At 69.4% G+C, this 16,868-nt stretch carries 18 protein-coding genes, 1 pseudogene and 1 riboswitch; of the genes and pseudogenes, 1 reads left to right on the forward strand and 18 read right to left on the reverse strand.

Features of this window, described 5'->3' with window-relative positions:
- Window positions 1-38: 38 nt before the first annotated feature.
- A riboswitch (TPP riboswitch) is annotated at window positions 39-155 on the reverse strand.
- 41 nt (window positions 156-196) lie between these two features.
- The 6 genes from rlmN to rpsB form a co-directional block, all read right to left on the reverse strand.
- Entirely contained in the window at window positions 197-1,303 is a 1,107-nt protein-coding gene (rlmN, locus tag ACGFSA_RS11290; protein WP_393302914.1) for a 23S rRNA (adenine(2503)-C(2))-methyltransferase RlmN, read from the reverse strand.
- Between the two features lie 182 nt (window positions 1,304-1,485).
- Window positions 1,486-2,571 carry a phosphatidate cytidylyltransferase gene (locus tag ACGFSA_RS11295; protein WP_393302916.1) on the reverse strand — a complete coding sequence of 362 codons (1,086 nt, stop codon included), beginning with the start codon at window positions 2,569-2,571 and terminating at the stop codon, window positions 1,486-1,488.
- A complete protein-coding gene (gene frr / locus ACGFSA_RS11300) occupies window positions 2,571-3,128 on the reverse strand; it encodes a ribosome recycling factor (protein ID WP_093899080.1) in 558 nt (185 codons plus the stop codon). Before frr ends, ACGFSA_RS11295 begins: the two co-directional genes overlap by 1 nt.
- Before the next feature lie 181 nt (window positions 3,129-3,309).
- Window positions 3,310-4,086: a UMP kinase gene (gene pyrH, locus ACGFSA_RS11305; RefSeq protein ID WP_266981013.1), complete on the reverse strand. Its 777-nt coding sequence runs from the start codon at window positions 4,084-4,086 to the stop codon at window positions 3,310-3,312.
- A gap of 159 nt (window positions 4,087-4,245) precedes the next feature.
- The gene (gene tsf / locus ACGFSA_RS11310) at window positions 4,246-5,082 is read right to left on the reverse strand and encodes a translation elongation factor Ts (protein WP_393302919.1); all 837 of its coding nucleotides are present in this window, start codon (window positions 5,080-5,082) and stop codon (window positions 4,246-4,248) included.
- A gap of 101 nt (window positions 5,083-5,183) precedes the next feature.
- Window positions 5,184-6,077, reverse strand: a complete 894-nt coding sequence (rpsB, locus tag ACGFSA_RS11315; RefSeq protein ID WP_393302922.1) for a 30S ribosomal protein S2 — start codon at window positions 6,075-6,077, stop codon at window positions 5,184-5,186.
- 392 nt (window positions 6,078-6,469) lie between these two features.
- On the opposite strand from rpsB, the pseudogene ACGFSA_RS11320 reads away from it, so the two are divergent.
- Window positions 6,470-6,790, forward strand: a pseudogene (locus tag ACGFSA_RS11320) (murein hydrolase activator EnvC family protein); the annotation flags it as partial.
- 206 nt (window positions 6,791-6,996) lie between these two features.
- Here ACGFSA_RS11320 and ACGFSA_RS11325 read toward each other — a convergent pair.
- From ACGFSA_RS11325 to rplS, 12 genes are all read right to left on the reverse strand, one after another.
- Window positions 6,997-7,554 carry a TetR/AcrR family transcriptional regulator gene (locus tag ACGFSA_RS11325; RefSeq protein WP_037689819.1) on the reverse strand — a complete coding sequence of 186 codons (558 nt, stop codon included), beginning with the start codon at window positions 7,552-7,554 and terminating at the stop codon, window positions 6,997-6,999.
- 94 nt (window positions 7,555-7,648) lie between these two features.
- Complete coding sequence (whiG, locus tag ACGFSA_RS11330) at window positions 7,649-8,485, reverse strand: RNA polymerase sigma factor WhiG (protein WP_266981018.1); 837 nt, start codon at window positions 8,483-8,485, stop codon at window positions 7,649-7,651.
- Window positions 8,486-8,726: 241 nt separating this feature from the next.
- Window positions 8,727-9,968, reverse strand: a complete 1,242-nt coding sequence (gene dprA, locus ACGFSA_RS11335) for a DNA-processing protein DprA (protein ID WP_393302924.1) — start codon at window positions 9,966-9,968, stop codon at window positions 8,727-8,729.
- On the reverse strand, window positions 9,965-11,590 hold the full coding sequence (locus tag ACGFSA_RS11340; protein ID WP_393302926.1) for a YifB family Mg chelatase-like AAA ATPase: 1,626 nt from the start codon (window positions 11,588-11,590) through the stop codon (window positions 9,965-9,967). Before ACGFSA_RS11340 ends, dprA begins: the two co-directional genes overlap by 4 nt.
- A complete protein-coding gene (locus tag ACGFSA_RS11345; RefSeq protein ID WP_358860116.1) occupies window positions 11,590-11,949 on the reverse strand; it encodes a YraN family protein in 360 nt (119 codons plus the stop codon). The genes ACGFSA_RS11340 and ACGFSA_RS11345 overlap by 1 nt, the downstream gene beginning before the upstream one ends.
- Before the next feature lie 121 nt (window positions 11,950-12,070).
- Window positions 12,071-12,379 carry a DUF2469 domain-containing protein gene (locus ACGFSA_RS11350; protein ID WP_003965949.1) on the reverse strand — a complete coding sequence of 103 codons (309 nt, stop codon included), beginning with the start codon at window positions 12,377-12,379 and terminating at the stop codon, window positions 12,071-12,073.
- 64 nt (window positions 12,380-12,443) lie between these two features.
- Window positions 12,444-12,932 (reverse strand): NUDIX hydrolase, encoded by a 489-nt coding sequence (locus ACGFSA_RS11355; protein ID WP_393302929.1) that lies wholly within the window; start codon window positions 12,930-12,932, stop codon window positions 12,444-12,446.
- Window positions 12,922-13,671 carry a signal peptidase I gene (gene lepB / locus ACGFSA_RS11360; protein ID WP_393302931.1) on the reverse strand — a complete coding sequence of 250 codons (750 nt, stop codon included), beginning with the start codon at window positions 13,669-13,671 and terminating at the stop codon, window positions 12,922-12,924. Before lepB (ACGFSA_RS11360) ends, ACGFSA_RS11355 begins: the two co-directional genes overlap by 11 nt.
- A 51-nt stretch (window positions 13,672-13,722) precedes the next feature.
- On the reverse strand, window positions 13,723-14,616 hold the full coding sequence (gene lepB, locus ACGFSA_RS11365; RefSeq protein WP_393303180.1) for a signal peptidase I: 894 nt from the start codon (window positions 14,614-14,616) through the stop codon (window positions 13,723-13,725).
- Window positions 14,522-15,592 (reverse strand): signal peptidase I, encoded by a 1,071-nt coding sequence (lepB, locus tag ACGFSA_RS11370; RefSeq protein WP_393302932.1) that lies wholly within the window; start codon window positions 15,590-15,592, stop codon window positions 14,522-14,524. Before lepB (ACGFSA_RS11370) ends, lepB (ACGFSA_RS11365) begins: the two co-directional genes overlap by 95 nt.
- Window positions 15,585-16,352: a signal peptidase I gene (gene lepB, locus ACGFSA_RS11375; protein WP_393302934.1), complete on the reverse strand. Its 768-nt coding sequence runs from the start codon at window positions 16,350-16,352 to the stop codon at window positions 15,585-15,587. Before lepB (ACGFSA_RS11375) ends, lepB (ACGFSA_RS11370) begins: the two co-directional genes overlap by 8 nt.
- A 102-nt stretch (window positions 16,353-16,454) precedes the next feature.
- Complete coding sequence (gene rplS / locus ACGFSA_RS11380; protein WP_093545046.1) at window positions 16,455-16,805, reverse strand: 50S ribosomal protein L19; 351 nt, start codon at window positions 16,803-16,805, stop codon at window positions 16,455-16,457.
- Window positions 16,806-16,868 lie beyond the last annotated feature (63 nt).

Below are 16,868 nucleotides of genomic sequence, written 5' to 3' on the forward strand. Positions count from 1 at the left end.
CGGCCCTGCCCTTGGAGAAGCGGGCAGGGCGCAACAGCATGAGTTGATGACCGAACTTCCTACCCGGAATGACCCGGGCGAGGTTCAGAGGGTCTGCGGCCAACCTGTCCTCGGTGCCGCACTCTCAGCGCTGTGGCGCTCCCCTGTCGGAATATGAAGTTGATTTCGGGCCCAGGTTACACGGGCTCTTTCGGCCTCAGCGCTCGGATGCCGCCAGCTGCCCGCAGGCCCCGTCGATCTCCTGGCCGCGGGTGTCCCGCACGGTCACGGGCACTCCGTGGGAGGCGATCGCGTCGACGAACGCCTTCTCGTCCTCGGGCCGGGAAGCGGTCCACTTCGAGCCGGGCGTCGGGTTGAGCGGGATCAGGTTGACATGGACGCGCTTGCCCTTGAGGAGCCGGCCGAGCAGATCACCGCGCCAGGCCTGGTCGTTGATGTCGCGGATCAGCGCGTACTCGATGGAGATCCGGCGGCCGGACTTCTCCGCGTACTCCCACGCCGCGTCCAGCACCTCGCGCACCTTCCAGCGCGTGTTCACCGGCACGAGCGTGTCCCGCAGCTCGTCGTCCGGCGCGTGCAGCGAGACGGCGAGACGGCACTTGAAGCCCTCGTCGGCAAAGCGCAGCATGGCCGGCACCAGGCCCACGGTGGAGAGGGTGATGCCGCGCTGCGAAAGACCGAGACCGTCCGGCTCCGGGTCGGTCAGCCGGCGAATCGCGCCGACCACCCTCTTGTAGTTGGCGAGCGGCTCACCCATGCCCATGAAGACGATGTTGGAGAGCCGCGCGGGCCCGCCCGGAACCTCCCCGTCGCGCAGCGCCCGCATGCCGTCCACGATCTGGTGGACGATCTCGGCGGTCGACAGATTGCGGTCCAGACCGGCCTGCCCCGTCGCGCAGAACGGGCAGTTCATCCCACACCCGGCCTGCGACGAGATACACATCGTCACCCGCTCCGGGTAGCGCATCAGGACGGACTCGACCAGCGTCCCGTCGTGCAGCTTCCACAGCGTCTTACGGGTGGTGTCGTCGTCGCAGCTGATGTGCCGGACCACGGACATCAGGTCGGGGAACATCGCCTCGGCGAGCTTGTCCCGTGAACCGGCCGGGATGTTGGTCCACTCGGCGGGGTCGTGCGCGTACCGCGCGAAGTAGTGCTGCGACAGCTGCTGCGCGCGGAACGGCTTCTCGCCGATCGCGGCGACGGCTTCCTTGCGCTCGGCGGGCGTGAGGTCGGCGAGGTGCCGCGGCGGCTTCTTGGCTCCGCGGGGCGCGACGAAAGTGAGTTCTCCGGGCTTAGGCATGGTTCCTCCAGTGTCGCAGACACGCCGTGGTGCCAGCTGTCGTCGCCGGCTCAGGCGGGACAGGGTGCGACCGCGTCCGGCCGGCGGTGATCCTCGCCGAGACAGAGGAGTGAGGGTCCGCTGTCCTGTGGACAACGGACCCTCACTCATAAAAACGCAGGTCAGGCTGGGGGCCCGGCTTCTCAGCCGGAGCCGACGAAAAGCACCAGCAGGAGCCAGACCACCGGAGCGGTCGGCAGCAGCGAGTCCAGTCGGTCCATGATCCCGCCGTGACCGGGGAGCAGCGTACCCATGTCCTTGATCCCGAGATCCCGCTTGATCATGGACTCGCCCAGGTCACCCAGGGTGGCGCTGGCAGCGACGGCCAGGCCGAGCAGCAGCCCCTGCCACCAGGTGCCGTCGTCGATCAGGAACTGCATGCACAGCGCACCGGCGACCATCGCGAAGGCGACGGCTCCGAACAGTCCCTCGCGGGTCTTCCCGGGGCTGATCCGCGGCGCGAGCTTGTGCTTGCCGAAGCGCCAGCCGACGGCGTACGCGCCCGTGTCGCTGACCACGGTCAGCAGGAGGAAGGTGAGGACCCGCTGCGGCCCGTCGTCGGCGCTCAGCAGCATCGCGACGAAGGTGGCCAGGAAGGGTACGTAGAACGCGGCGAAAACACCGGCCGTGACGTCCTTGAGGTACCCCTCGGGCGGCTCGGTCATCCGCCAGACGAGCACCGCCAGAGCGGTCAGGGCCATGGCGACCCAGGCGCCCTCGGCTCCGCGCACATAGCCGGCCACGACCATCGCCGCGCCGCCGATCGCGAGCGGTACGAGCGGTGCCTTGATGCCCTTGCGCTCCTGCAGCCGGGAGGTGAGCTCCCAGAGGCCGACGACGACGGCGATCGCTATCACGCCGATGAAGACGGCCTTCACGATGAACAGCGAGGCGACGATGACGGCCCCGAGCCCCACACCGACCCCTATGGCGGCTGGCAGGTCACGGCCCGCACGTTTCTTCTGCGGGGGCGGCGGCGCGGTGGACATGGGCTCCTGCTGCTTCTCGTCACGGTACGGGGGGCCGCCGCGCCGGCCGGCGGCTCCCCCGTTCCGGTCGTCATGGTCGTGAGCGTCTCTACCTGCATCGGGAACGTCCGGCACGATGGGCATGGGCCGAGTCTGCTGGGCGTCATGCACATCGTATGCAGGACCTGCCGGGGCAGCCCTCATCTCGGGCGTACCCCCGTAGCCGGCTCCCTGCGGGGCGCCCCAGGAAGAGTCGTTCATCAGACTTCGAGCAGCTCGGCTTCCTTGTGCTTGAGCAGCTCGTCGACCTGCGCGACGTACTTCGCAGTGGTGTCGTCGAGCTCCTTCTCGGCGCGGCGCACCTCGTCCTCGCCGGACTCCTTGTCCTTGACCAGCTTGTCCAGGGTCTCCTTCGCCTTGCGGCGGACGGCCCGGATCGAGATCTTGGAGTCCTCGGCCTTCGTCTTCGCGACCTTGATGTAGTCGCGACGACGCTCCTCCGTGAGGTCGGGGAAGGTCACTCGGATGATGTTGCCGTCGTTGCTCGGGTTGACGCCGAGGTCGGAGTCGCGGATGGCTTGCTCGATGTTGCGCAGCGCGCTCTTGTCGAACGGCGTCACGACGGCCATGCGCGGCTCGGGAACCGAGAAAGAGGCCAGCTGGTTGATCGGGGTCAGCGCGCCGTAGTAGTCGGCGACGATCTTGTTGAACATCGCCGGGTGCGCACGGCCGGTGCGGATCGCGGCGAAGTCCTCCTTCGCGACCACGACGGCCTTCTCCATCTTCTCCTCGGCCTCGAGGAGGGTTTCTTCGATCACCACGTGCTCCTGCGTGTCTTGAGTGGGCCCGGCGTGCTCGGGCCCGGCGGGTCCTGCGTCGCGTCCTCACCTGCACGGTGTCCGACCGGCAGGCCGTTGTCCATCCTTCGGGACCGTCCCCCGGGTGTCCCCGGCCGGCCCCGGGGCCGTCGGGGGATTCCCCCGGGCGGCCCCCCGGTTGTCAGGCCCGGGTGCCCTGGTCGCTCACGAGCGTGCCGATCTTCTCACCCTTGACGGCGCGGGCGATATTGCCGGCTGCGGTCAGTTCGAAGACGAGGATCGGCAGCTGGTTGTCACGGCAGAGGGTGATGGCGGTGGCGTCGGCAATCTTGAGATCGCGGGCGAGCACCTCGCTGTATTCCAGCGCGTCGAACTTCACCGCGTCGGGGTTGGTCTTCGGGTCGGAGTCGTAGACCCCGTCCACCCCGTTCTTACCCATGAGCAGACCCTCGGCGTCGATCTCCAGGGCGCGCTGGGCGGCGGTGGTGTCGGTGGAGAAGTACGGCATGCCCATACCGGCGCCGAAGATGACGACGCGTCCCTTCTCCAGGTGGCGCACGGCGCGCAGCGGGATGTACGGCTCCGCGACCTGCCCCATGGTGATGGCGGTCTGGACGCGGGAGTCGATGCCCTCCTTCTCCAGGAAGTCCTGGAGCGCCAGGCAGTTCATGACGGTGCCGAGCATGCCCATGTAGTCGGACCGGGCCCGGTCCATGCCGCGCTGCTGGAGCTCGGCGCCGCGGAAGAAGTTGCCGCCGCCGATGACAACCGCGATTTCCGCGCCGCCCCGGACGACAGCCGCGATTTCCCGGGCGATGGCGTGTACGACATCGGGGTCGACGCCGAGGCCCCCGCCGCCGGCGAATGCCTCCCCGGACAGCTTCAGCATGAAGCGTCCGGCCACCTTGCCGTCCTCGCGCTTGTGGTCACCTTTGGCGGCGTCCGCGCCCTTGTTCATGGAGATTCTCCTCGTGCACATACGAAGAAGGCCATTGCCGGTGGGTCTGGTGTCCCTCAGCGGCAATGGCCTCCTCGTCAGATCTGCGGTCGTACGGCGGGTGTGCGGCCGACGACTGCACTGGACCCTATCGGGGTCCACCGTTTTTCGCGGACGGACTCAGATGCCGACCTTGATGCGCGAGAAGCGCTTCAGGGTGACACCGGCCTCGTCCAGGACCTTCTGGACGGACTTCTTGTTGTCCTTGGCGAAGGCCTGCTCCAGGACGACGACGTCCTTGAAGAAGCCGTTGACGCGACCCTCGACGATCTTCGGAAGGGCGGCCTCGGGCTTGCCCTCCTCGCGAGAGGTGGCCTCGGCGACACGACGCTCGTTCTCGACCGTCTCGGCCGGGACCTCGTCGCGGTTGAGGTACTTCGGGGCGAAGGCGGCGATGTGCTGCGCGACGTCCTTGGCGACCTCGGCGCTCTCCTTGTCCAGCTCGACCAGGACGCCGACCTGCGGCGGAAGGTCGGGCATGGTGCGGTGCATGTACGCAGCCACGTAACCGCCGGTGAACTGCGCGAAGCGGTCCAGGACGATCTTCTCGCCGAGGTTGGCGTTGGCCTCGTCGACGAAGGCCTGAACAGTCTTGCCGGCCTCGATCTCGGAGGCGAGCAGCGTGGCCAGGTCGGCCGGCGAGGTCGCGGCGACGTGAGCGGCGAGAGCGTCGGCGACGGCCAGGAACTTCTCGCCCTTGGCGACGAAGTCCGTCTCGCACTTCAGCTCGAGCAGGACGCCGGAGGTCTTGTCCTCGGAGATGAGGGAGACGACGGCACCGTTCTCGGCAGAACGGCCCTCGCGCTTGGCGACGCCCTTCTGACCCTTGATACGGAGCTCCTCGACGGCCTTGTCGACGTTGCCGTCGGCCTCGTCGAGCGCCTTCTTGCAGTCCATCATGCCGGCGCCGGTGAGCTCGCGGAGCTTCTTGACGTCAGCGGCGGTGTAGTTCGCCATGAGTCTGTGTTCTCTCTCGAAGTCTGAAAGATCTACGGGTGAACGGCGAGGGCGGTGCCTGTGGCACCGGCCCCCGCCGTCATTCAGCCGTGACGGAGTTGTCAGGCCTGCTCGGCGTCCGCGGCCGGAGCCTCGGCAGCGGCCTCGGCCGGCGCCTCGGCGGCGTCCGCGACCTTCTCGGTCTCGGCGGACGTCTGCACCTCGGCGTCTGCCTTCTTGTCGCCCTCGAGCAGGTCGCGCTCCCACTCGGCGAGCGGCTCACCGGCAGCCTTGTCGCCCGGCTTCTGGTCGCCGGTCGCGGCGCCGGAGCGGGCGATGAGGCCCTCGGCGACGGCGTCGGCGATCACGCGGGTGAGCAGGGTGACGGAGCGGATCGCGTCGTCGTTGCCCGGGATCTTGTAGTCGACCTCGTCGGGGTCGCAGTTGGTGTCGAGGATCGCGACGACCGGGATGTGGAGCTTGCGCGCCTCACCGACGGCGATGTGCTCCTTCTTGGTGTCGACGATCCAGACGGCGCTGGGCACCTTCTGCATCTCGCGGATACCACCGAGGGTCTTCTCCAGCTTGGCCTTCTCGCGGGAGAGGACCAGGAGCTCCTTCTTGGTGAGGCCGGAGGCGGCCACGTCCTCGAAGTCGATCTGCTCAAGCTCCTTCAGACGCTGAAGGCGCTTGTAGACGGTGGAGAAGTTGGTGAGCATGCCACCGAGCCAACGCTGGTTGACGTACGGCATGCCGACGCGCGTCGCCTGCTCGGCGATGGCCTCCTGGGCCTGCTTCTTCGTACCCACGAACATGATGGAACCGCCGTGTGCGACGGTCTCCTTGACGAACTCGTAGGCGCGGTCGATGTACGACAGCGACTGGAGCAGGTCGATGATGTAGATGCCGTTGCGCTCGGTGAAGATGAAGCGCTTCATCTTCGGGTTCCAGCGACGGGTCTGGTGACCGAAGTGGACGCCGCTCTCCAGCAGCTCCCGCATCGTGACGACGGCCATGGCCGTACTCCTTGAGGTGCTCGGTTGTCGCAACCGCAGGATTGCGGTCGCGCCTGACGCCCCGACGCGCCGTGCCACAAGGGACCGAGGAGCGCGGCCACCGTCCGCAGAGAGGGAGGTGGCGGGGCGTGCGAAGTCGACCCGGTGACCCGGATCGCCACAAGAAGTGTACGGGACCCGTCGAGTGCCGGGTGACGGCGCTGTCCACAACCGGCGAGTAGTCCACAGATCCAGTCCATGATCCCCACGGATCCGCCGGGTGCGGAACGGTTCGGGCCATGCGATACACACCAGAACCGACGGCTCGCCGCGCCCGGGCGGCGCTCGTGGCGGCGTTCATGGCCGTGCTCACGATGCTGTGCGGTGCGGGCGGCGCCGCCGCGGACGACCCCATGCCGGACGGCGGGCGCGCGTGGCCGCTCGCGGGGCGGCCCGCGGTCGTACGGGGGTGGGAGCCGCCGGCCGGCACCTACGGGCGGGGGCACCGTGGCGTCGACCTCACCGCCGCGCCGGGTGCCCGGGTGCGAGCCGCCGCCGACGGCCGGGTCTCGTTCGCGGGGCGCGTCGCCGGACGGGGGGTGCTGGCGATCGAGGTGGCGGGGACCGGTGATCCGCCGCTGCGCACGACGTACGAGCCGGTGCGGGCGCTGGTCTCGGAAGGTGACGAGGTCCGCGCCGGCCAGACGGTCGCGGTCGTGGAGGGCGGACCGTTCCACTGCGAGTCCGGGTGTCTCCACTGGGGGCTGCGGCGTGGTGACGCGTATCTGGATCCGCTGTCGCTGCTGCCTCCGGCGCTGCTGCGGCGGGGCCCTGCGCGGCTGCTGCCGGTGTTCGGCGTACCGGAGCCGCGGGCGCCGGGCGCCGTCGGGTACGCAGACCCTGCCGTGCTCCTCGTCGCGACGGGGGCCTGGTACGGGCGTCAGCCCCGTACGCCCCGCAGGATCATGGCGACGGCGGTGTCAGCGATCACCCCGGGCGCCTCCGCCACACCCAGTTCGATACGGCGCACGGCGGCGTCCACCGAGCCCTGCAGCAGCATCGCCGCCAGCCTCGGCTGTTCATGGCCGAGGTCACCGAGTGCCTCGACGATCATGGCGATCAGCCCGCCGTGCGCTGCCCGGATCTTCTCCCGTGCGCCCGCGTCCAGCTCGCTCGCCGAGATGGCGACGACAGCGCGGTGCCGCCGGTCCCCGACCAGATCGAGCTGGCGGCGTACATACGCCTCGATCTTTCCCTCGGGCGTCTGCGCCCGCTCCATCGCGTTCTCGACCTCGGCCGCCCAGACGGGGAAGTCGACGGCACACAACTCCTCGACGACGGCCGCGCGGGAACGGAAGTACTCGTAGACGGAGGACCGTGCAAGGCCCGTGCGCTCGGCGAGAGCGGGGAAGGTCAACGCCTCCGTACCGCCCTCGGACAGCAGGGAGCGGGCAGCGTCCAGGAGGGCGCCGCGCTGCATGGTCCGGTGCTCGGCCACGGAGGCCGCTCGAATCCTGGGCACGGATCCACTCTACGGCGGCAGGTGTTCGAGAGGGGCGCGGGCAGCCAACATCGCCCGGCCGGACGCCTGCTCAACGTCCCGCGTCGGCCAGTTTCGCACGGAGCTGCAGCACCGATTTGGTGTGGATCTGGCTGACCCGGCTCTCGGTCACCCCGAGCACGTTGCCGATCTCGGCAAGGGTGAGCCCCTCGTAGTAGTAGAGGGTGACGACAGTCTTCTCGCGGTCCGGGAGCGTGTTGATCGCCCGGGCGAGCAGCCGGCGGAGCTCACGGTCCTCGGCGACCTCCACCGGATTGTCGGCGGCGGTGTCCTCAAGGGTGTCCATCAGGCTCAGCCGGTCGCCGCCCTCGCCGCCGACATGCAGCAGCTCCTCCAGCGCGACCACGTTCGCCAGCGACAACTGGCTGAAAACCGCATGCAGTTCTTCCAGGGCGATGCCCATCTCCGCCGCGACCTCCGCCTCGGACGGGGTACGCCGCAGCTGCGCCTCCAGTGTCGCGTAGGCGCGCTCCACGGCCCGCGCCTTCTGCCGTACGGAGCGCGGGATCCAGTCGAGCGCCCGGAGCTCGTCGATCATCGCGCCGCGGATGCGCGTGATCGCGTACGTCTCGAACTTGATGGCCCGTTCGATGTCGAACTTCTCGATCGCGTCGATCAGTCCGAAGACTCCCGAGGAGACGAAGTCCGCCTGCTCGACATTGGACGGCAGTCCCACGCTCACCCGGCCCGCGACGTACTTCACCAGCGGCGAGTAGTGAAGGATCAGCTGCTCCCGCAGCCGGCCGTCGCCCGTGGACTTGTACGAACGCCACAACTCGTCGAGCGAGGAGGGGGCAGGGGGGCGCACAGTGCCACGCGCAGCGGGTGGCACTGCTGCGCGGTCAGACCCGGAGGTGTGCTGGGGCATGTGGTGCCTTGAGCCGTTCTGCTGTGAAGTGCCGGGGGACTTGTGTCTGAGTCGGATTCCTTGTGAGCGTAGCGTGACTGAAGCGTCGCGGTGCGCGCAGGATAGAGCATCGACGCCGGGTACTTCTGGGGGAACGGACACGACTACGCTCCGGGCCCGTCGCCTGTGCAGCGGTCCCGGAGGGGTCGCTGAAGGATCCGCCGAGGTCATCGGCATCACCTTTTCACCCGAATGCTCCAGGTCAAGGACCGCCTCGCCGCGCGTCCCCGTCGCATGCCGGCCGCCGCGTCAACTGCCATCCTTCGCCATCACGTTCGACGAACCCCAGTGAGTGGAGTTCGTACAACTTTCCGAGCGCTTCGTCGGCGCCGGTCCCCGCAGTGCGGGCGACGTCCCTCGCGTTGACGGAACCGCGGGAGGGCAGTGCGTCGAGGACCCGGGCGCAGACGGCGTCCAGCAGGTCCCTGGGAAGCAGAGGGCCGCGTCGGGCGGGAGCGAGATCACCGATGTCCCCCACCAGTTCGGCCACCTCCGAGGCGTCTGTGACCAGGACACCTTCGCCCCGGAGCAGTTCATGGACACCGGCCGACAGCCCGCTGGTGGCGGGTCCCGGAACCCCTATGGTGAAGCGGCCGAGCTGCTGAGCCCTGCGCGCCGTGACCAGCGAACCGCTGCGGTACTGCGCCTCCACCACGACCGTCCCCCGCGTCAACGCGGCAATCACCCTGTTCCGAAGGACAAATCTGCTGCGTGTCGGATGATCGGACGGCGGCAACTCGCCGATGACCAGACCCTGTTCCGCCACGCGTCCGATCAGCTCGGCGTGGCCTCGGGGATAGGCGATGTCGACACCGCAGGCCAGGACCGCCATGGTCGCCCCGCCGGCCGCGAGTGCGCCGCGGTGAGCCGCCCCGTCCACCCCGAACGCGGCGCCCGACACGACCACCCACCCCAGCTCCGCCAGCCCGGAAGCGAGGCTCGCCGCCATGTGCGCCCCGTACGGAGTGCAGGCGCGGGCGCCGACCACGGCGACGGAACGCAGCGCCCAGAGCCGCAGATCGGGCCGGCCCCGCACCCAGAGCGCGGTCGGCCTGGAGTCGCCCAGGTCGTCGAGCTGGCTGGGCCACTCCCGGTCACCGGGACAGACCAGACGGCCGCCCACCGCGGCGACCGCCGCCAGGTCCCGCTCGGGCTCGGCGGACCCGACCCGCAACCGGTATCCGGCGAGCCGCTTCGGCGTCATGCCGCTCAGCTCTTCCGCGGTCCCGTCCCGGGACGTCAGCCTCCGCATCAGCTCGACGGCGCCGACTTGGCGCAGCCAGCGGCCACCGTGCTCGTCCCCCGGCTCCAGCACGCGGGTCAGTGCGGCCCGTGCCAGCCGCTCCCGCTCCCCCACCGTCCCTGGCGCACGTACCGGTTGCCGGCCGCCCACCGCCTCCTGCCCGCGCCCTGATTCGCGGTCTCCCACCGACTCCGGCGTCATGACGCCCCGCCCCGGGCCAAGGCTCCCCGGGCGATCCCGGTCCGCAGTTCCAGGGCCGCCGCGATATCGGACGCCTCCGGGCGATCCGCGCCGCGCAGATCGGCGACGGTCCACGCCACCCGCAGCACCCGGTCGAGTCCCCGCGCGGTGAGCAGCCCCCGCTCCATGTCCCGTTCGGCCTCCATGAGCGCCCCCGGCGCCGTGAGCAGCCGGGTTCGCAGCTCATGGCCGGGTACCTCGCTGTTGGTGGTCCATCCCGTGCCCGCAAGCCGTTCTGCCGCCCGGGCCCTGGCTTCCCGTACCCGCGCCGCGACGACGGCCGTGGACTCGCCCCGGCCTCCCCTGCCCATCAGGTCCTCGCGCGTGACTGGTGCGACGACCACCCGCAGATCCACCCGGTCGAGCAGCGGCCCGGAGAGTCTCGCCTGGTAGCGGCGGACCGAAGAGGGCGGGCATTCGCAACCGGCGCCGATGAGGGTGTGGCGCCCGCAGGGGCAGGGATTGGCCGCCAGCACCATCAGAAATCTGGCGGGCAGCCGCACCACCCCGGCGCTGCGCGCCACCACCACATGCCCCGACTCCAACGGCTGGCGCAGCGCGTCGAGCGCCCGGACGGAGAACTCCGGCGCCTCGTCCAGGAACAGCACACCTCTGTGGGCCAGCGAGACCGCCCCGGGCCTCGGCAGTCCGTTCCCCCCGCCGACCAGCGACTGCATCGTCGCCGAGTGGTGCGGTGCGCAGTAGGGCGCCCGGGTGACCAGCGGTTCACCCGGCGGCAGAATGCCCGCCACCGAGTGCACCGCGGTCACCTCCAGGGATTCCTGCCGGGTCAGCGTCGGCAGAATCGCGGACAGCCGCTCGGCCAGCATGGTCTTGCCCGCGCCCGGGGGTCCGGAGAGCAGCAGATGATGCCCGCCCGCCGCCGCGACCGCGAGGGCCAGACGCGGCGTCTCCTGGCCGGCGACGTCCGACAGGTCCGGGTGATGTCCCTCGCCCTGTGCGCAGACCCGTGCCAGTCCGGTACCGATGCCCGCGCCCGGCACCATCAGCCCCGCCAGCATCGTGGACGGGCGTCCCTCCTCGTCGCTCTCCCGCTCGTCGGGTACCGGCTCGTCGCTGAGCACGGCGATCAACTGCCGCAGGCTCCGCACCCCGAGGACCGAGACCCCGGGCACCAGCGCCGCCTCGCCCGCGGTCTGTTCGGGCACGACGACCTTCCGGTACCCCGCCTCCGCCGCGGCGAGCACGGCAGGCAGCACACCGCGGACCGGCCGCACCCGGCCGTCGAGGCCGAGTTCCCCGATCATCACCACATCGGAGATGGCCGAGGGATCGATCCGCTCGGCCGCGCCGAGTACGGCACACGCGACAGCGAGATCGAAGCCGCTGCCTCCTTTGGGCACGGAAGCCGGGGAGAGCCCAACCGTGAGTTTCTTCTGCGGCCACTCGGCCCCGGAGTTGACCACGGCGGCCCTGACCCGGTCCCGGCTCTCCACCAGGCTCTTGTCCGGCAGACCGACCAGGGTGAACGCCGCCACGCCCGGCTCCAGGTCCGCCTGGACCTCCACCACCACGCCTTCGACGCCGACCAGCGCCACCGAGCACGCCCGCGCGAACCCCATCAGGCCACCCCGCGCGCATGCTCGGCGACCGGCGCGCCCCGTCTGGGCAGCACCACGCCGATCAGATCGATCCGTACCCCGCCCGGCGGCGGGCCGCCGTTCCGGTCGAGCCAGATCTCGGCGAGCCGCCGCAGCCGGTCCGCCTTGACCGGGCCGACGGCCGCCATCGGATGCTCGAACGCCCCCGCCCTGCGGGTCTTGACCTCGCAGACGACCAGCGCGTCCCCGTCCATCGCGACGATGTCGATCTCACCGGCGCGACAGCGCCAGTTCCGTTCCAGTACGGCCATGCCGGCGTCGGTCAGCAGCCGCGCCGCCAGATCCTCGCCGTACCGCCCGAGTGCCCCCCGTGCGTTCATGTCGGCACCACCTCCGGCACCGACTCTGACGCGTCCGGACCCCGCTGGTGGATCTTGGTGGACAACTCAGCGGTTGTGGACAACTCCGTCACCCGGACGGACCGGCCACCGCCGGAGCGACTCAGCCGCCAGGGAGTTCGAGATCGCTCTTGTTGAGTTCTTCGATGTTGACGTCCTTGAAGGTCAGGACGCGTACCTGCTTGACGAACCGGGCGGGCCGGTACATGTCCCAGACCCATGCGTCCGCCATGGACACCTCAAAGAAGACCTCACCCTGAACCGAGTGCACCTGCATCTCGTAGTCATTCGTGAGGTAGAAACGCCGTTCGGTCTCGATCACATATTTGAACAGACCGACGACGTCTCGGTACTCCCGGTAGAGCTTCAGCTCCATCTCGGTCTCGTACTTTTCGAGGTCCTCGGCGCTCATTGGCATGTTCCCCTTCAGCCGTGCGTCCACCTATTGTGCGCCAGGCTCCCGCGCCCCCGAAGGCTCAGACGATTTCGGGGGCCAGAACCACTGGCGTACGTGGCGGACCCTCGTCGAGCAGCGTGCGCAGCAGCCCGGCGAGCCTGGTCGGATACACCGTCTCACGCGCCACCGACAGTTCGGCGCAGGTCCACCACCTCAGGCCCGAGACACTGCGCTGTTCCAGCCCTGTGAGCCCGCTCAGATCCGTGTCGGTCTGCGTGGTTCGTGCCAGGTAGTACCACTCGTCCTGGTCCCAGCGCCGCCCGTCGAACGGGAAGGAGCAGATGCGCCGCCAGAGCACGGGGCCGAGCTCGATATCCGTGATCCCGGTCTCCTCGGCGAGCTCGCGCAGCGCGGCCTCCTCGCGGGTCTCGTCGCCCTCCAGGCCGCCTCCGGGCGTGAACCACCAGGTGATGTCGGGGTTGTCCGGTTCGTAGCCGTGCATCAGCAGAATGCGGTCGTCGGGGTCGAGCAGGATCACCCGGGCGACCTTCCGGGTCTCAGCGGGCACCCGCAGGCACCTTCCCGCCCTGTCCGCGCCTGCTCCCTGCGGACCGTGCCGCGATCGGTCCGTACGCCGCGCCGCCGACGATGAGCACCACACCCGCCACCACGGCCGCGAGCTGCAGCTTCAGCGGGCCGGGCTCCGACACCCCGCCGGGAAGGTCCGCGAACGCCTGCGGTCGCTCGATCATCCCGTTCATCGGCCATGCGATGGCGTCCACCCGGGCCTGCACGGCACTGCGCGGTACCGAACCCTGCCCCGGGTCGTCGAGGTGGACCCGGGAGTCCAGGGAGCCGCTGCGCTCGTCCCCGAGGAGGAAGAGCTGCCCCTTGGGCACCTCCGCCGTGAAGTTCTCCACCGAGGCGAGGCCCTTGGTCTGCAGATACGGTTCCTCAATGGGCTTGCCGTTGACGGTGAGCCGGCCACTCTTCTCGCAGCAGGCGATCCTGTCGCCACCGATGCCCACGACCCGCTTCACCATGGGCATGTCGCCCCACGCGCGGTCCTTGAAGACCACCACGTCACCTCGGCGCACCTCGGCGCCGTCCACCCGCTTCGCGAGCACCCGGTCACCCGCGTTCACCGTCGGCGTCATCGACTCGGTCGGCACGGTGTACGGCTTGTACACCACCGCCGCCCAGGCGAACCCGCCGAGGAAGAGCACACAGCCGACGGCCACGGCCAGCCCCGACAGCATGCTGCCGAGCCGACCGTGGCCGTCACCCGTACGTCCTGTTCCACTCATCCCAGCGTCCCCCACCTCGGAGATCGACAATCGCTGATCCGAGTCGGCACCCTACCCGGCAGTACGCCCGGCGGTCAGCCTCTTGCGACGCCACAACACGAGGGGCAGCGCTCCGGCTACACCGAGTGCTCCCGGCGCCAGCCCCATCGCGGCGTTCAGCCCCGGCTGGTCGAAGGTGCTCGGGACCGGCAGGGTCGCCCAGCGGTTGATCGGCCACGCCACGACGATGGCTCGGCCGACGACCTCGTCGTTGGAGACCGTGCCGCCGCCCGGCAGGGCCTGGTGGTAGCGGGAGTCCAGGGAGTTCTGGCGGTGGTCGCCCATCACCCAGATACGGCCCTCGGGCACCTTGATCGGACCGAACGGCTCGTCGTTGCACGGGGTGTTCCCCGGGTAGATGAACGACTGCTCGTCCAGCGCCTTGCCGTTGACAATGACCGGCCCGTTCTTGCTGCACTCCACCGTGTCACCGCCGACCGCGATGACCCGCTTGATCAGGTCCTTCTCCTCGGCGGACGGCATGAGTCCGATGAAGCTGAGGAACTTCTGCGCGAGGTTGGGTTGCGGCGCCGACTCGCCGGGCGGCAGCCAGCCGCCCGGGTCGTGGAAGACCACGACCTCGCCGCGCTGCGGCTCGGAGCCGAACCAGGGGGTCAGCTTGTCGACCAACACCCGGTCGCCCCGCTGGAGCGTGTTTTGCATCGAGTCCGAGGGGATCGAGAACGCCTGCACCAGAAACGTCTTGATCAGCAGCGCCAGAATCAGCGCGATGCCGATGAGCAGGGGCAGCTCCTTCCAGAAGGAGCGTGGCTTCGCCGGAGCCCTACCACCACCGTCCGGGGAGTCGCCGTCACTCTCCGCCCGGCCCGGCGTCGCCTCGGCAGACCCTTCGCTCTCGGGCCGGTCCTCGGGTTCGTCGTGTCCGGATCGTGCGCCGACCGCCAAATCCCCCACATCCACTCCTCACTCCGTGCCACCGCCTGCCCCCTCGTAGGTGCAGGCCCACCACTCCCATAACGAGCGGGAGTTCCGCAGGGGTCGGGAGCCGGACCACTCCATTGAGGTCCTGGGACGACACACTATTCGACGGTGCGTACGCCACCGACGTCCCGGCACGCGCGTCCGGGACCGAAGCGAACGTCTCGGGCTCTTCCAGTCTCCGCCAGTGCCCGAAGGGCCAGGCGATGACCACAGCCCGTCCCACGACCTCGTCCTCGGAGACCGTGCCGTGATCCGGCTCGTCCAGGTGGTAGCGCGAATCGGCGGAATTGGAGCGGTGGTCGCCCATGACGAAGATTCGGCCGGCCGGAACCTTTACCTCGAATTTGAGCGTGGAGGGCGGATTGCCCGGATGCAGATAGGGCTCGTCGAGCGGTACGCCGTTGACGGTGACCCTGCCGTCCTTGTCGCAGCACTTCACGGTGTCACCGCCGACTGCGATCACCCGCTTGATCAGATCCTGTTCGTCGTCGGACGGCAGCAGCCCGATGAAGGTGAGAACTTCCTTCACCTGTTTGACGACGACGGGTGGATCCCTCTTCGCGACGTTCTCCTGTCCCAGCCAGCTCCCCGGGTCCTTGAAGACGACCACGTCGCCGCGCTGGGGCCTGGATCCGAACCAGGGCGTCAGCTTGTCCACCAGCACCCGGTCGCCGATCCGGATCGTCTGCTCCATCGACCCCGACGGGATCACGAAGGCCTGTACCAGGAACGTCTTGAGGACGAGTGCGATGAGCAGCGCCACGGTGATGAGGAGGGGTATCTCCTTCACGGCGGACCTGCGCCGCCGCCGTTTGACCCGGCGGGCCAGCTTGCGCCGCTCCGCCCGGGTCGGCAGCGAGCGCGCGACCGTCGGCCTGGTGCCGGTCGGCAGCGGATCGTCGGCGTCGGACGCGCCGCTCGCCCGTCCGCGGTTACCCATGCGTCCCGCCAGGTACCCGTACGGAGTCGAAGGCGCCGGTCTCCCGGATCGAGCCCAGCCGGCCCAGCGGCCAGCCGATCCAGTCCACCCGGCCGATGACCATGTCGACCGGCACCATGCCGCCGCCGGGCTCTCCGAGATGGTCACGGGAGTCGCGGGAGTTGCTCCGGTGGTCGCCCATCATCCACAGCGTGCCGTCGGGGACGACGATGTCGAAGGCCACCCGGGACGGGTCGTCGCCGGAATGAAGATAGTCCTCGTCCACCGGCTGGCCGTTCACCTCGATCCTGCCCCGCTCGTCGCAGCAGACCACTCGGTCGCCCCCCACGCCCACCACCCGCTTCACGAAGTCGGTCTCGGCAGGTTGCGCCAGCCCCAGGGACGCTGCCGCGCCGTGCAGCAGCCCGGTGACGGGGTTCTCGGCGGGCGCCACCTGGACGAAGGATCCGGTGCCGTCGAAGACCACCACGTCGCCGCGGTGCGGTACGGAGCCGAAACGGTACGCCAGTTTGTTGACGAGCACCCGGTCCCCCACGCGCAGGGTGGACTCCATCGAGCCACTGGGGATCAGGAACGGCTGCAGCACATAGGTACTGAAGAGCAGCAGGAAGACCGCGCAGACGGCGCCCAGGAAGGCTGCGCGCCGCCACGACAACGAGGCGAACCGGTCCGGGATACGCAAAGAGCGCGACCTCCCCTCCGCCCCTGCTTCGGGTGCGGAAGAGCGGTCGCGCTCCGTGTGCTCTGCTTCCGTGTCCATCGGGGCCAGAGTTTATCCGGCCGAGCCGTGGAGCTGGGAGCTAGTGCCGTGACCGGCAATGTTTGCCGCGACGGGGCAAAGCTTGCCGGGAGGGGCACCAGCTCAGTTGTCGCGCTTCTCCTTGATCTTCGCGGCCTTGCCGCGCAGCTCACGGAGGTAGTACAGCTTGGCGCGACGGACGTCACCGCGGGTGACGAGCTCGATCTTCTCGAAGATCGGGCTGTGCACCGGGAAGGTGCGCTCGACGCCGACGCTGAAGGAGACCTTGCGGACCGTGAAGGTCTCGCTGACGCCAGCGCCCTGGCGGCGGATGACTACGCCCTTGAACTGCTGGATACGGGAGCGGTTGCCCTCGATCACTCGCACGTGGACGTTGACGGTGTCACCGGGACGGAACGCCGGGACGTCCGTACGCAGGGAAGCGGCGTTGACGCCATCGAGCAGGGAAGCCATGTTGTCTGCTTTCTTCGCCGATGCCACAGGTCATCGACGGGAGATCGTAAGGAGATGGGGTGC

Origin of the sequence: Streptomyces sp. NPDC048496, from assembly GCF_043200055.1 — a bacterium.
GTDB lineage: Bacteria > Actinomycetota > Actinomycetes > Streptomycetales > Streptomycetaceae > Streptomyces.

Excerpts from the sequence above, each read along its gene's own strand:
- rlmN (WP_393302914.1), bottom strand. The coding sequence starts at position 1,303 with ATGCCTAAGCCCGGAGAACTCACTTTCGTCGCGCCCCGCGGAGCCAAG.
- ACGFSA_RS11295 (WP_393302916.1), bottom strand. The coding sequence starts at position 2,571 with ATGAACGACTCTTCCTGGGGCGCCCCGCAGGGAGCCGGCTACGGGGGT.
- pyrH (WP_266981013.1), bottom strand. The coding sequence starts at position 4,086 with ATGAACAAGGGCGCGGACGCCGCCAAAGGTGACCACAAGCGCGAGGAC.
- tsf (WP_393302919.1), bottom strand. The coding sequence starts at position 5,082 with ATGGCGAACTACACCGCCGCTGACGTCAAGAAGCTCCGCGAGCTCACC.
- rpsB (WP_393302922.1), bottom strand. The coding sequence starts at position 6,077 with ATGGCCGTCGTCACGATGCGGGAGCTGCTGGAGAGCGGCGTCCACTTC.
- whiG (WP_266981018.1), bottom strand. The coding sequence starts at position 8,485 with ATGCCCCAGCACACCTCCGGGTCTGACCGCGCAGCAGTGCCACCCGCT.
- dprA (WP_393302924.1), bottom strand. The coding sequence starts at position 9,968 with ATGACGCCGGAGTCGGTGGGAGACCGCGAATCAGGGCGCGGGCAGGAG.
- ACGFSA_RS11340 (WP_393302926.1), bottom strand. The coding sequence starts at position 11,590 with ATGGGGTTCGCGCGGGCGTGCTCGGTGGCGCTGGTCGGCGTCGAAGGC.
- ACGFSA_RS11345 (WP_358860116.1), bottom strand. The coding sequence starts at position 11,949 with ATGAACGCACGGGGGGCACTCGGGCGGTACGGCGAGGATCTGGCGGCG.
- ACGFSA_RS11350 (WP_003965949.1), bottom strand. The coding sequence starts at position 12,379 with ATGAGCGCCGAGGACCTCGAAAAGTACGAGACCGAGATGGAGCTGAAG.
- lepB (WP_393302931.1), bottom strand. The coding sequence starts at position 13,671 with ATGAGTGGAACAGGACGTACGGGTGACGGCCACGGTCGGCTCGGCAGC.
- lepB (WP_393302932.1), bottom strand. The coding sequence starts at position 15,592 with ATGGGTAACCGCGGACGGGCGAGCGGCGCGTCCGACGCCGACGATCCG.
- lepB (WP_393302934.1), bottom strand. The coding sequence starts at position 16,352 with ATGGACACGGAAGCAGAGCACACGGAGCGCGACCGCTCTTCCGCACCC.
- rplS (WP_093545046.1), bottom strand. The coding sequence starts at position 16,805 with ATGGCTTCCCTGCTCGATGGCGTCAACGCCGCTTCCCTGCGTACGGAC.